13 protein-coding genes and 1 tRNA gene are annotated in these 13376 nt (G+C 32.1%); 7 read left to right on the forward strand and 7 right to left on the reverse strand.

From position 1 onward, the window contains the following. Window positions 1-107: 107 nt before the first annotated feature. The 3 genes from AX016_RS04210 to AX016_RS04220 are packed head-to-tail and all read left to right on the forward strand — an operon-like array spanning window position 108 to window position 4258. Window positions 108-2462: an outer membrane beta-barrel protein gene (locus AX016_RS04210; protein WP_100894422.1), complete on the forward strand. Its 2355-nt coding sequence runs from the start codon at window positions 108-110 to the stop codon at window positions 2460-2462. Between the two features lie 15 nt (window positions 2463-2477). Continuing rightward, window positions 2478-3488 (forward strand): sensor histidine kinase, encoded by a 1011-nt coding sequence (locus AX016_RS04215; RefSeq protein WP_100894423.1) that lies wholly within the window; start codon window positions 2478-2480, stop codon window positions 3486-3488. A gap of 5 nt (window positions 3489-3493) precedes the next feature. Next, window positions 3494-4258 carry a LytR/AlgR family response regulator transcription factor gene (locus AX016_RS04220; protein ID WP_100894424.1) on the forward strand — a complete coding sequence of 255 codons (765 nt, stop codon included), beginning with the start codon at window positions 3494-3496 and terminating at the stop codon, window positions 4256-4258. A gap of 56 nt (window positions 4259-4314) precedes the next feature. Here the strand turns inward: AX016_RS04220 and lepA are convergent, their stop codons facing one another. Next, window positions 4315-6111, reverse strand: a complete 1797-nt coding sequence (gene lepA, locus AX016_RS04225; RefSeq protein WP_100894425.1) for a translation elongation factor 4 — start codon at window positions 6109-6111, stop codon at window positions 4315-4317. Window positions 6112-6411: 300 nt separating this feature from the next. Between lepA and AX016_RS04230 the strand changes: the two genes are divergently transcribed. Next, window positions 6412-7242, forward strand: a complete 831-nt coding sequence (locus AX016_RS04230) for an OmpA/MotB family protein (protein WP_100894426.1) — start codon at window positions 6412-6414, stop codon at window positions 7240-7242. A gap of 72 nt (window positions 7243-7314) precedes the next feature. Here the strand turns inward: AX016_RS04230 and AX016_RS04235 are convergent, their stop codons facing one another. Genes AX016_RS04235 through AX016_RS04250 form a run of 4 tightly spaced genes read right to left on the reverse strand, consistent with a single transcriptional unit; the run spans window position 7315 to window position 9901 of the window. Continuing rightward, window positions 7315-7536 carry a hypothetical protein gene (locus AX016_RS04235; RefSeq protein ID WP_100894427.1) on the reverse strand — a complete coding sequence of 74 codons (222 nt, stop codon included), beginning with the start codon at window positions 7534-7536 and terminating at the stop codon, window positions 7315-7317. 13 nt (window positions 7537-7549) lie between these two features. Beyond that, a complete protein-coding gene (locus tag AX016_RS04240; RefSeq protein WP_100894428.1) occupies window positions 7550-7765 on the reverse strand; it encodes a hypothetical protein in 216 nt (71 codons plus the stop codon). Then, entirely contained in the window at window positions 7762-9156 is a 1395-nt protein-coding gene (locus tag AX016_RS04245) for a radical SAM protein (RefSeq protein ID WP_100894429.1), read from the reverse strand. The genes AX016_RS04240 and AX016_RS04245 overlap by 4 nt, the downstream gene beginning before the upstream one ends. Further along, window positions 9128-9901: a prolipoprotein diacylglyceryl transferase family protein gene (locus tag AX016_RS04250; protein ID WP_100894430.1), complete on the reverse strand. Its 774-nt coding sequence runs from the start codon at window positions 9899-9901 to the stop codon at window positions 9128-9130. The genes AX016_RS04245 and AX016_RS04250 overlap by 29 nt, the downstream gene beginning before the upstream one ends. Window positions 9902-9960: 59 nt before the next feature. On the opposite strand from AX016_RS04250, the gene dusB reads away from it, so the two are divergent. Further along, window positions 9961-10953: a tRNA dihydrouridine synthase DusB gene (dusB, locus tag AX016_RS04255; RefSeq protein ID WP_100894431.1), complete on the forward strand. Its 993-nt coding sequence runs from the start codon at window positions 9961-9963 to the stop codon at window positions 10951-10953. A 101-nt stretch (window positions 10954-11054) separates the two neighbouring features. On the opposite strand, the gene AX016_RS04260 is transcribed toward dusB, so the two are convergent. Both AX016_RS04260 and rbfA read right to left on the reverse strand, forming a co-directional pair. Further along, window positions 11055-12263 carry an ABC transporter permease gene (locus AX016_RS04260; protein WP_100894432.1) on the reverse strand — a complete coding sequence of 403 codons (1209 nt, stop codon included), beginning with the start codon at window positions 12261-12263 and terminating at the stop codon, window positions 11055-11057. Window positions 12264-12265: 2 nt separating this feature from the next. Further along, the gene (rbfA, locus tag AX016_RS04265; protein WP_100894433.1) at window positions 12266-12658 is read right to left on the reverse strand and encodes a 30S ribosome-binding factor RbfA; all 393 of its coding nucleotides are present in this window, start codon (window positions 12656-12658) and stop codon (window positions 12266-12268) included. A 115-nt stretch (window positions 12659-12773) separates the two neighbouring features. On the opposite strand from rbfA, the gene mce reads away from it, so the two are divergent. After that, entirely contained in the window at window positions 12774-13187 is a 414-nt protein-coding gene (gene mce, locus AX016_RS04270; protein WP_100894434.1) for a methylmalonyl-CoA epimerase, read from the forward strand. Between the two features lie 73 nt (window positions 13188-13260). Further along, a tRNA-Ile gene (locus tag AX016_RS04275) sits at window positions 13261-13334 on the forward strand. Window positions 13335-13376 lie beyond the last annotated feature (42 nt).

The raw sequence follows: 13376 nt of genomic DNA on the forward strand, positions 1-13376 counted from the left end.
CATTAAAAAAATAGGGTTCAGCCCCTTTTTATCCCAATTTATCAGAAAATGATTTTTATAAGTGCTTAATTCATATACTTTTATAGCATCAATCATTATCAACAGTCATGAAAACGTTAACAAAAACTATTTTTATTTTACTTCTAGGTGTAATATCAACTCAAGCACAAAACAAAATTTCAGGTAAAATAACAGAGAACAATTTGCCATTAGAATACGCCAACGTAATATTATACAATCAATCTACTAAAGAGGTTGTTACTGGTACCATATCAGACAAGCAAGGTGTGTATGCCTTTAACTCTATAAAAAACGGCACATATTATATAGAGGTGTCTATGCTTGGTTTTAAAACCAAAACATCTAAAGAATTCCAATTATCCACAGATAAAGAACTAAATTTTACTTTAAATGAAGAGGCAGAATCTTTAAACGAGGTTGTTGTAAAAAGCAAACGACCCGTAATTAGACAAACTGCAGAAAAACTTATTGTAGACTTAGAAAATTCTGAGATGATAAATTCTAATTTAAAAGATGTAATGAAACGCGTGCCTGGTGTAATTGTAACCAATAACGGTATAAGCTATGCTGGACAAAATAATATTAGAATTTTAATTAATGGTAAAACTACCGACTATATGGATATGAGTACGTTGCTACGCGATATGCCTGCAGATAACATAGCTAGAGTAGAAATGGTAGAACAACCTGGTGCCGAGTTTGATGCTGCTGGTTCTGGACCAGTAATAAACATAATACTAAAAAAAAATGTAAGGCTAGGTACTAACGGTACTGTTGTAGGTTGGGTAGGAGAAGATGAAGGAGTAGAGTATGGTACAAGTGCTTCTATTGGTAGTTATAAAAACAAGCTAAATTGGCAAGCAAGTGCAGGGTATTCTAGTCCTACTTGGAGAGAAGATTTATTTATTAAAAGGACCGTAGATGGTGCAACTTATGACCAAGCAACAATAGAGCCTTACAACCCTAAAACTGCAAGAGTAAGCGGTAGTGTAGATTACTATATTACAGAAGAACATACTATAGGTGTTGGTGTTAGAAACATTAATACAAACTCGGACCGTAACTCTAAAAGCTCTAATATTATAACAAGTAATAACGGAACAGATTATTTACTGTCACAAAATAGTTTTAACAGGGATCAAGTAGTTTTTAATGTAAATCCTTACTATGAATACAAGACAGATAAACAAAAATTAGCAGTAGATTTTAATTTTGTAGATTATACAAATGATAATCTTAATACCATATCTTCTTTAGATGGCAGTACAGTTCCTTATACAAATCAGCGTTATTTGCAAGACGGTGAATATCAAATAAAAACATATAAAATAGACTACTCTAAGCAATTTACAGAAAACTTTAAACTTAGTTTTGGTAGTAAATACGCAGATGTAGACACAGATAGCGATTTAATGTCTTTTAGTGAAGATACAAACGGAGAATTTGTTTTTAATGAAGATGCTAGCAATAGGTTTTTGGTAGAAGAAAATATTTTTGCATTGTATTCTAAATTAAATATTACTAGCGGAGAATGGTCTTTTTCTGGTGGCTTACGTTTTGAAGACAGCAACACAAAAGGAACTTCTAATAGCACAAACGAGACCAGAGAGCGTAAAATATCTAAATTGTTCCCTAGTGCATCTGTAAGTAAAAAACTAGGGGAAAGCCTAAGTGCTAATGTAGCTTATAGTTACCGTATTAGTAGACCAAGTTACAGTACACTAAACTCTTTTGTAACGTATTATGATCCGCTTTCTTCTGACGTTGGTAATGAAAATTTAAAACCAGCTTTTACCAATAATTATCAGTTTAACTTAACTTTTGATGGTCAACCGTTTTTTACAATTGGTTATAGTGAAACTAAGGACGCTATGTTTCAATACGTATCACAAAATACAGAAACTGCAGAAATTAGCAGAACAACTATAAACTTAACAGACAGTGAAAACTGGAACTTTAGACTATTTGGACCATTAAGTTTTATAAAAGGCGTAGATGGGTACACTGGGTTTATTGTAAATTACAATAAGTTAGAGTCTGTACCAGATAATCTAAATTTAGATAAATGGAGCTTAATTTGGTTTACACAGGCTAGTTACGAGCTTCCTTGGGAAATTAACGCAGAAATAAGTGGTAATTACGGTACAGGAGCATTAGATGGTGGTTTAGATGTAGACTGGTTTGCGGGCATAGATTTTTCTTTAGGTAAAACCTTTTTAGATGACAGACTAAAAGTAAACCTAGGACTAAGTAAAATACTTAATAGAGGCTATGTTGGTAAAATAAATTATAATAATTTAAATGCAGATATAGAGAGTAACGAGTCTAGAAGAAACGTACAATTAAGAGTATCTTACAGTTTTGGATCTAGATATGGCAAGCAGAAAAACAGAGAAAACTCATCTAAAGAGGAGCAAAATAGAATTGAGGACAACAACTAATACACTAGCTGTTTAATGAACAAAAAAATAAACAAATCAGATATACTACTTATGGTAGTTTATTTTATAATTTCTTTTTCTATTCAAGGTTTAGAATATTATAATAAAGACGCTATGTTGAAGGAGTATCTTCTAGATTTTCCAACAGATTTAATAACTATAAGTAGTATTATTTTCTTGTTTGTTTTTTGGCTAATACCCAAGTTTGTAAAAGAAAAAAAGTACGTGCTATTTGCAATTTTTGGTATTGTTATTTTAGTGACACTTACAGGAATTCAATTTACAGTAGGGTATTGGACAGGAGAAAACGATTGGAGTAAGTTTCCAACGGGTTTAGATTTTGTAATAGATATGATAAACAGAGGTGCCAGTGATAGTGCTTTTCCTTTTGCATTATTGCTTACTAAAAAGTTCTACGAAGGGCAAAACCAATTGTTAAAGTTTGAAAAACAGCAAAAAGAAAACGAGCTTAAATTACTACGTTCACAAATAGATCCTCATTTTTTGTTTAACAACTTAAATACATTAGATTCTTTAATAGATAGTGATACCCAAAGAGCAAAAGAATATATAAATCGTTTGTCATTAATATACAGGTATTTAATAAAAACAAAAGATGCAGAGGTTATGGAGTTGGCTGAAGAAATTCAACTTGCAGAAAACTATATGTTTTTAATAAAAACGCGCTTTGGTAACGATTACGATTTTAAAATTGAAAAAGAAACAACTATAAACGATAAATTTATACCCACAGGAGCCATACAAGCTTTGTTAGAGAATGTTGTAAAGCATAACAAACCTAGTGCAGGTGTTAGTATAAAAACAGTAATTTGTGTGGAGGAAAACGCTTTAAAAGTAAGTAATACTAAATCTAGTATAATACCTAAAAACGAATCTTTTGGTATAGGTATAGATAATTTAAAAGCACGTTATAAATTACTATCAGATAAAGAGGTGATTATTATAAATACTGATAAGGAATTTACAGTTTCTATTCCAGTAATTAAATTAATTGAAGACAATTAAAAGCAATGAAAATTTTAATTTTAGAGGATGAAATACCAGCTTTTCAAAAATTACTTTCTTTTGTTAAAGATTATTTTAATGATGAGGTTGTGTATGACTGGGCAAGATCTAACGCAGAAGGTAAGCTATTTTTAAAGAGCAATACATATGATTTTATTTTGTCTGATATTCAATTATTAGATGGTGTTTCTTTTGATTTGTATAATGAGGTTAATATAGATGCGCCAATTATATTTTGCTCTGCGCATGATGAGTATCTTTTTCAGGCATTTAACACAAATGGCATTGCTTATATTTTAAAGCCATACACACAATTAGATTTTAAAAAGGCACTAGAAAAATACCAAGCACTATTTACAAAAGGAGATTACAACTCTTTATCACCAAAAACACTTACAAACCTTAAAATTGCTTTACAAGAAGAGCATAACAATTACAAAACAAGGTTTGTAATTAAAAAAGCAAATGGTATACAACTATTAAATGTGTCCGAAATTAGCACTATAGAAGCATCAGGAGATTTTTGTATTGCTACAGATGCAAAAGGAAAAAGACATACAATATCTTTAAATTTAGGCACAATACACCAACAATTACACCCTAATAAATTTTTTAAAATAAACCGAAGCCAAATTATAAGTATAGATTTTATAGACAATATAGAAAGTCATTTTAAAAACCGATTATTATTAAAAATGGTTGGTGTAAAAGAAAAAGTAATGACAAGCTCATCTACCACAGCAGAATTTAGAAAATGGTTAGAGCAATAAAATAAAAAACCTTCATTTTTTAAATGAAGGTTTTTGTTTTGTATAAGGTAGTTGTATTAATCGTTAAGTTTTAACACAGCCATAAAAGCTTCTTGTGGTACTTCTACGTTACCAACCTGGCGCATACGTTTTTTACCTTTTTTCTGTTTTTCTAAAAGTTTACGCTTTCTAGATATATCACCACCATAACATTTAGCGGTAACATCTTTACGTAATGCTTTTGTTGTTTCTCTAGAGATAATTTTTGCTCCAATAGCAGCTTGTATAGGAATATCAAACTGTTGTCTTGGGATTAACTCTTTTAACTTCTCGCACATTTTTTTACCAATATGTACTGCATTGTCTGCGTGTATAAGAGCAGATAAAGCATCAACCGGTTGTGCATTTAATAAAATATCTACACGTACTAATTTAGAGGTACGCATACCAATTGGCGTATAATCAAAAGAGGCATATCCTTTAGAAACTGTTTTTAATCTATCATAAAAATCAAAAACAATTTCAGCAAGTGGCATATCAAAAGATAGCTCTACACGCTCTGGCGTTAAATACGTTTGGTTTGTAATTTGTCCTCGTTTTTCTATACATAAAGACATTACATTACCAACAAAGTCCGACTTTGTAATAATTGTAGCCTTAATATATGGTTCCTCTACACGGTCTATACTAGATGGGTCTGGTAAGTCTGTAGGGTTATTAACAATAAGAGGAATATCTGGGTCTTTACGTGTAAATGCGTGGTAACTAACGTTAGGTACAGTAGTAATTACAGTCATATTAAACTCGCGCTCCAGACGTTCTTGTATAATCTCCATATGTAACATTCCTAAGAATCCACATCTAAAGCCAAAACCAAGTGCAGCACTACTTTCTGGTGCAAATACCAGTGAAGCATCATTTAGCTGTAATTTTTCCATTGAAGAACGTAATTCTTCAAACTCATCTGTATCTACAGGGTAAATACCAGCAAATACCATTGGTTTTACATCCTCAAAACCTGCAATTGCATTTTTTGTTGGGTTAACAGAGTCTGTAATAGTATCACCAACTTTAACCTCACGAGCATCTTTAATACCTGTAATTAAGTAACCAACATCACCAGCTTTTACACTTTTCTTAATTACCTGCGTTAACTTTAAGGTACCAACCTCATCTGCAAAATAACTTTTATCTGTAGCTACAAATTTTATCTTTTGTCCTTTTTTAATTTCACCATTTATAACTCTAAAATAAGTTTCTACACCTCTAAAAGGATTATAAACAGAGTCAAAAACTAAAGCCTGTAAAGGTTCGTCTATTTCACCAACAGGCGCAGGAATACGTTCTATTACAGCAGCTAAAATATTATCTACACCAAAGCCGGTTTTACCACTTGCGTGTATTACATCTTCTGGAGCACAACCTAAAAGTTCTACAATATCATCTGTAACTTCTTCTGGGTTTGCACTAGGTAAATCTACTTTATTTAGAACCGGAATTATCTCTAAGTCGTTTTCTAAAGCAAGATATAAGTTAGATATAGTTTGTGCTTGTATACTTTGTGCAGCATCTACAATTAATAAAGCACCTTCACAAGCAGCAATAGATCTAGACACCTCGTAACTAAAATCTACGTGGCCAGGAGTGTCAATTAAATTTAAAACAAATTGTTCTCCTTTATATTCAAAGTCCATTTGTATGGCGTGCGATTTTATGGTAATACCACGTTCTCGCTCCAAATCCATACTATCTAAAAGCTGATCTTGTTTTTCACGATCTGTTACAGAACCAGTATAGTCTAAAAGTCTATCTGCTAAGGTACTTTTACCGTGATCTATGTGTGCAATAATGCAAAAATTTCGAATATTCTTCATATATAGTACTAAAGTAGCTGCAAATATAGTTTATATTTTACAGGTTATAAGGGTCTAAGTTTAAAGCACATCTAAAATTAATTAAGAATTTTGCTTAATTATAGTTAAAAATGCAAATCAATATCAGTTTTATAAGGTTATAAGCTGCTTTTAACTTAAAAATATAGCTTAATGTAGTTTTATTTTTAAATAAATTTACATTTTAACTTACTTGTTTTCAGTGTTTAAGGGTTCGTTTTAAAAATTAAAAAATCTATTTCAGACTTATTTACGTATCTACCTTAGAACAAAACAAAAATTATGAAGAAAATATCATTAGCACTAGCTGCAGTAGTTTTATTGGGATCATGTGTTTCTAAAAAGAAATATGTAGAATTACAACAAGCTCACGGTGAAACTAAAAGTCAATTAACCAAGACTGCAGTAGAAAAGGAAGAGTTAGAAGCTAAATTTGCTAAAATAGAAGCAAGAGTTGCTGATTATAATTCTAAAATAAACGCATTAACAGAAGATAACGATGCAAAATTAATTTCTGCAGATGGTGCAGTTATTAGTAATAACGTTAAAGCTAAAATGCGCGAGACTTTAAAAAATGTTAGTCCAGAACAATTAATGGGTGCAAAAACACTTAAAGATTCTATGAACTTAGCATTGTCTCATAACTTAAAAAAATCTATTGGTACAAATAGCTTAAACGAAGATGATGATATTGCAATTGATATTGATGATACAGTTGTTATGATTTCTATTTCTGATAAGTTATTATTTAACACTGCTAGCTACAACGTAAGCAACAAAGCAGATGCTATTTTACAAAAATTAGCAGACGTTATTAACTCTGAGCCAAGTATTGAAGTTATGGTAGAAGGACACACAGATTCTAGATCTATTAGTACTCCTAAAGTAACAGATAACTGGGACTTAAGTGTATTAAGAGCAACATCTATTGTACGTAAATTACAAACTAAATATAACGTAGCTCCAGAAAAATTAATTGCATCTGGTAGAAGTAGTTATATTCCTTTAGCGTCTAATGACACTAAAGAAGACAGAGCTAAAAACAGAAGAACACGTATTGTAATCTTACCTAACATAGATAAGTTTTTTGCATTAATGGCTTCTAACGAATAAGCGATAACACTAGCTAACAACTATAAATTGTTAAAGCGGAAATTCTTAATTGAATTTCCGCTTTTTTTATGTTTAAAAACTAGGAACGCTACAAAGTCCAATACCAACAACCAAGTATACACCCGCTATTATAAAAAGTGTTTTGGCTGTTTTGGGTTTCTTTTTACGTAAAAATAAGCCTACTGTTATACAAATTATTGCAGGTGATAATAACGCTAAAATAATAAGTATTATAAGGGTTAGGTAGTCACCATTGCCGTTGGGACTTTGATTTAACAGTATTGCATTTATCATCTATACTATTTATTTAATACCCTGTCATCATTGCACCACAAACACCCAGACTTATAAGCAGGTAAACGCCAGTTAAAATAAAAAATATTTTAGCTGCTTTTTTCTTTTTTTGCCCTAGCATTACAAAAGCAATAATTAAAAATAACAATGCAGGGCCAAACATAATTAGCACTATTAAAATTACCAAGCCACCAAGGCCACCCACCTCTAAAGGTAATAACTGTATCATGCGTTTTCTTTTTGTAGTTCTTTAAGTCGGTCTATTTTATCATCTCTATAAAAGAGGTTCATAGTCTCAAAAGGGATAATTTTATAATCTTTATTTACAATGTGTACACAAGATTTTTTAATGGCACGTACATCAAAATTATGTGCATCTATAAATTGCATAATTATTATTCTAAAAAGGTTGTCATATCCTAGTTCTGGCGCATCAATCTCTGGCAAGCAACACATAATAGATTTTAAATTTTCTGAGGCCTTATCTACAGAGTTTCCTGTGCTAAACAGCTCTATCATTTTACCGTGTAAAGCTTCATCTTGCTCATAAATAATGGTGTTTTTACCTTCGTTTAGTAAATCATCTGGATTTATATAACGTGTTAACGGGCTAACCTCATCACCTAGTTTTAAAGCATAAGCCATAACCAAAGCATCTGGGTTACAAGGAACCGGAATTAAATCATCTGGTTCAAAAATTGGAGACTGCTCTAAAATATTACGGCGTACTTCTGTAAGTGTAATTCTATTTTCATCAACCTCAAAATTCTCTAACCTACCAGCAATTTGTGTTGGCTGAAAAGTAACACCCCTAACACACTTTTGTTTTAAGGCAAAATCTATGGTTTTACCCATTTCGTGGTCGTTTAACCCTTTTTGCAGTGTAACTACCAAAGTTGTAGCTAAATTTAACTTGTTAAGGTTTTCTATGGCTTTTAAGCGTGTATCTGCTAAGTCTGCACCTCTAAGGGTTTGTAATACATTATTGTCTAAAGAATCAAACTGCAAATAAATTTCAAAATCTGGTGCGTACGTTGCTAATTTTTCTGCAAAAGCAACATCTTTAGCAATTTTAATACCGTTTGTATTTACCATTAAATGTCTAATGGGTAAAGACTTGGCATAGTCCATAATTTCAAAAAAATTAGGGTGTATAGTAGGCTCACCACCACTAATTTGTACCACATCTGGCTCACCTTCATTCTTTACAATAACATCTAACATTTTTTTAATTTCCTCCAATGTTCTGTGTCTGCCATATGTTGGCGAAGAACCTGCGTAGCAAGTAGGACAAGTAAGGTTGCAACGGTCTGTAACCTCTACAACGGTTAAACAAGAGTGTTGTTCATGATCTGGACACAAACCACAGTCGTACGGGCAACCATAATGCGTTTGCGTGTTAAATGTTTTAGGATACTCAGACGCTTTATTGTAGTTTCTTATATTTTTATAATACTCAATATCATCAGCAATTAAAACCTTAGACCTACCGTGTTCTTTACAGTTTTTAAGCATATACACCTTATCATTCTCAAAAACAATTTTAGCATCTACGCGCCTTAAACAATCTGGACAAAGGCTTAATGTAAAATCATAATAAGTGTAATTTTTTTGCGACATATAAGAGTGTTTTGCAGATGAATTTATAATAGTATAAAAAACAAATTACGCATAAATATTGAATACTACTTAGTCCTAATATTAGAAACTCATTTGGTTTTAAAAATTCAATACAAAAACGAAATAAGAAGTACGCAATCATAAAAAACTTAAAATAACTACCGTTCTCTATACTTATTTTTTTATTCTGATGTGTTTTTAGAGCGATAAAGAGTAGTATTAAAAACACAACTTCATACAGCGCAATAGGGTGCCTTAGAACGCCATCACCTAAATCTAAACCAAAGATTGAAGAAGTTTGCACACCATAAGTAAACTCTTTAATACCAGATAAAAAACAACCAATACGGCCTATAATTATACCTACAATTATAGGTAGTGTAAACAAATCGCCAGAAGACGTTTTCTCTCCAATTATTTTTTTAGCAATTTCTACCCCTAATAATCCACCAAATAAACCACCCATTATAGTTTTATTGTTTACAATAGCAATAAAACCTTGTGTAGCGTGCAATGGAGGGTTTTCTAAAAAACCTATAAGCCTAGATAAAAATAGCGCACCAAAAACAGCACCTATTAGTATAGATAATCTATTTAAGCTACTAATTGCATCTGTACTATTTTTACGTAGAAAAACGTAATATCTAAAGCCAATAAAAAATGCCAAATACTCTAAAATAAGGTGTACGTTTAAGTGGTAACCAAAAACCACAGGCTCATAAGGCAGTAAAAATTGTAATGGCATAAGGCTAAGATAGAATGTTTTCTGTTTTTTAGGTAGCGGATATGTTGTAAATTTGCCAAATGCCAAAAATAGGAGACATACAGTTACCAGAATTTCCGTTGTTGTTAGCACCAATGGAAGATGTAAGCGACCCACCATTTAGAGCTTTGTGTAAAGAACAAGGAGCAGATGTTGTGTATACAGAGTTTATTTCATCAGAAGGTTTAATACGTGACGCTGCAAAAAGCGTTATGAAATTAGATATTTATGAGAAAGAACGACCTGTAGGAATTCAAATTTTTGGTGCAAACTTAGATTCTATGTTGCGCTCTGTAGAGATTGTAGAAAAATCTAACCCAGATATTATAGACATTAACTTTGGTTGCCCTGTAAAAAAGGTAGTAAGTAAAGGTGCTGGTGCAGGTATTTTAAAAGACATAGATTTAATGGTAAAGCTTACCGATGCAATGGTAAAGCATACCAAATTACCTGTTACGGTAAAAACCCGCTTAGGTTGGGATGCAGACTCTATAAAAATTGTTGAGGTTGCAGAACGTTTACAAGATGTAGGCTGTGCTGCAATAGCAATACACGGCAGAACCAGAGTACAAATGTATAAAGGTAATGCAGACTGGAAACCTATAGCACAGGTTAAAAATAACCAGCGTATGCATATACCTGTTTTTGGCAATGGTGATGTAGACTCTCCTGAAGCTGCTGTAAAAATGAGAGATGAATACGGTTTAGATGGTGCAATGATTGGTAGAGCAAGTATTGGTTATCCGTGGTTTTTTAATGAGGTTAAACACTTTATAAAAACAGGAGAACACAAAGCACCACCAACAATGCAAGAACGCGTAGACGCTGCTCGTAGACACTTACAAATGTCTATAGATTGGAAAGGAGAAAAACTAGGTGTTTTTGAAACCCGTAGGCATTATACCAACTATTTTAAAGGAATACCAGATTTTAAACAGTACCGTATGAAAATGGTAACTAGTGACGACTCTGTAGATGTTTTTGCTACTTTTGATGAGGTTTTAGATAAGTTTGGTGATCATCAGTTTTCTTAATCTAAAGTATTAACTAATAGCACTTTTAATTTTTATTTTAAATACTTAGAAAGTAGTATAAGGTGTAGCTTTTTGTTATGTACAGACCTAAAATAAGTGTTTTATTGTGTAATTAATTTTTTACTAATTCTACTACTTGCAATTTTAGCAGATATTAATCCTAGTACAATAATAGTAGCTAAAACAATAACAACGTTTAGTAGTTTATACTCTACTGGGTATGCTAAAAAAGCATTTATTTTAAGCCATCCAAAAGCAAGTTGAGACCATATAAGTAATGATCCTATAAAAACACCAACCAGACCACCAATACTGGTAACAAGTGTGCCTTGTACAAAATAAATTTTGCGCAACTCCTTAATAGTAGCCCCAAGGTAGTATAATGTTTTAGAGTTTTCTTTTTTATCTAAAATCATCATAATAATTGCACCTACAACATTAAATAAGGCAATTATAAGCACTAATGTAAAAATTAGGTATGTAGCTAAGTTTTCTGTGTTTAGCATACGGTGTAAGGTGCTATTTTGTTCTTGTCTGTCTTTTAAAATTACATTTTGATTAAAAACAGCAGCAATTTCTTTTTTAATACTGCCAATATCTTTAGAACCATCAATCTTAAAATTTATAGCAGAAATCTGTAAGCTATCTTTTTCTAGTAGTTTTTGTACAACTGGTAAACTTGTAAAAAGATACTTTTTATCTAAGTCCTCTGCAACATTATACATACCACTAACTACAACATTATGTTGGTTATATGGCGTTTTATTAAATCCGCCTTGGTTAACAGCACCTTTTTTAGGTTTTGGCACCAATATTTGCAACGGACTTCTGTAATTATTAACTGTTAAGCCTAGTAAATTAGCAATACCAATACCTACTACACCCCTTTGGCTGTCTAGTAACCACTCACCAAAGTACAAAGTACTATCTACGCTTGTAACTTTGTTATAATTGCTATCTACACCTTTAATGTAGCCAATATGGCTTTTTTCGTTATGTAAAAAGTATACCTTTTCTTCTAGTTCTTTAGAAAAAGAAAGTACACCTTCTATATTATGTAATTTGGTTTCTTGTTTTGGTAAAACCGATATAAATTTTCCGGTTAATGGAGAAGCTTTTAAGTCAGGATCAAAACTTTCACTAAAGCTAAGGCTATACGTTTTTAATCCGGCAAAGCCAGATAATACAATAAAAAGCGCTGCAGAACCAATAACAATTACTAAAAATGTAATAAAATTGATAATGTTTACAGCGTTTTGACTGCTTTTAGAACGTACATATCGCTTAGCGATGTATAGCGGAAAATTCAATCTTAAGATTTTTTTCTGCGTTCTAGTAAATCTGGATTTTCTATAGGGTTATCCTCTCCCTTTAAAGATTTTTCTATACCGTCTATGTACTCTAAAGAATCGTCTATAAAAAATAGCAATTCTGGTACACGACGCAATTGGTTTTTGGTACGTTGTGCAAGTTCATGTTTTATTAATGGTTGGTTAGATCGTATACCTTCTAAAAGTTCGTCTGCATTTTTATGCGGAAAAATACTAATATATACTTTAGCTATAGATAAATCTGTAGTAACAACCACCTTAGAAACAGATATAAGTGTACCACGCAAACCACCATCAATCACCGCGCGTTGTAAGATATCTGCGATATCTTTTTGTATTACGCCTCCTATTTTTTTCTGTCTTTGAGTTTCCATAGGGCAAAAGTACAATTTATATTATTAGAGTCCTATACCTTAGCCTAGTATCCTAGGGGATTAGCTAAAAGATTAATTGTTGTAATTTTAGCCTTTATACTTTTAAAGATAGATTATGCAAAAAATAGAACATATAGGAATAGCAGTTAAAGATTTAAAAGCGTCTAATTTGCTGTTTGAAAAATTGTTGGGCACACCAAGTTATAAAGAAGAAGAAGTAGCGTCTGAGGGTGTTAAAACCTCTTTTTTTATGCAAGGCCCAAATAAAATTGAACTGTTAGAGGCAACTAAAGAAGATAGCCCTATTGCAAAATTTATAGCTAAAAAAGGCGAAGGTGTACACCATATAGCATTTGCAGTAGATGATATTGTTGCAGAAATTGCACGTTTAAAAGCCGAAGGTTTTGTGGTTTTAAACGAAACACCTAAAAAAGGTGCAGATAATAAACTAGTTGCTTTTTTACATCCAAAGGGTACAAACGGCACATTAATAGAGCTTTGCCAAGAAGCACCAGCACCATTAAAATAAAAAAGTTAATATAACTACAATCTTCTTTTGGATTGTAACAAAATAAATAGTAATATTGCATCCGCAATTTGCGGGTCCTATAGCTCAGCTGGTTAGAGCACCTGACTCATAATCAGGGGGTCCATGGTTCGAGCCCATGTGGGACCACTTTTAACATTGCTAAAGCCTTGTAAACTAATAGTTTACGAG

Source organism: Cellulophaga sp. RHA19, assembly GCF_002813425.1.
GTDB lineage: Bacteria > Bacteroidota > Bacteroidia > Flavobacteriales > Flavobacteriaceae > Cellulophaga.

Excerpts from the sequence above, each read along its gene's own strand:
- AX016_RS04210 (WP_100894422.1), top strand. The coding sequence starts at position 108 with ATGAAAACGTTAACAAAAACTATTTTTATTTTACTTCTAGGTGTAATA.
- AX016_RS04215 (WP_100894423.1), top strand. The coding sequence starts at position 2,478 with ATGAACAAAAAAATAAACAAATCAGATATACTACTTATGGTAGTTTAT.
- AX016_RS04220 (WP_100894424.1), top strand. The coding sequence starts at position 3,494 with ATGAAAATTTTAATTTTAGAGGATGAAATACCAGCTTTTCAAAAATTA.
- lepA (WP_100894425.1), bottom strand. The coding sequence starts at position 6,111 with ATGAAGAATATTCGAAATTTTTGCATTATTGCACACATAGATCACGGT.
- AX016_RS04230 (WP_100894426.1), top strand. The coding sequence starts at position 6,412 with ATGAAGAAAATATCATTAGCACTAGCTGCAGTAGTTTTATTGGGATCA.
- AX016_RS04235 (WP_100894427.1), bottom strand. The coding sequence starts at position 7,536 with ATGATAAATGCAATACTGTTAAATCAAAGTCCCAACGGCAATGGTGAC.
- AX016_RS04240 (WP_100894428.1), bottom strand. The coding sequence starts at position 7,765 with ATGATACAGTTATTACCTTTAGAGGTGGGTGGCCTTGGTGGCTTGGTA.
- AX016_RS04245 (WP_100894429.1), bottom strand. The coding sequence starts at position 9,156 with ATGTCGCAAAAAAATTACACTTATTATGATTTTACATTAAGCCTTTGT.
- AX016_RS04250 (WP_100894430.1), bottom strand. The coding sequence starts at position 9,901 with ATGCCATTACAATTTTTACTGCCTTATGAGCCTGTGGTTTTTGGTTAC.
- dusB (WP_100894431.1), top strand. The coding sequence starts at position 9,961 with ATGCCAAAAATAGGAGACATACAGTTACCAGAATTTCCGTTGTTGTTA.
- rbfA (WP_100894433.1), bottom strand. The coding sequence starts at position 12,658 with ATGGAAACTCAAAGACAGAAAAAAATAGGAGGCGTAATACAAAAAGAT.
- mce (WP_100894434.1), top strand. The coding sequence starts at position 12,774 with ATGCAAAAAATAGAACATATAGGAATAGCAGTTAAAGATTTAAAAGCG.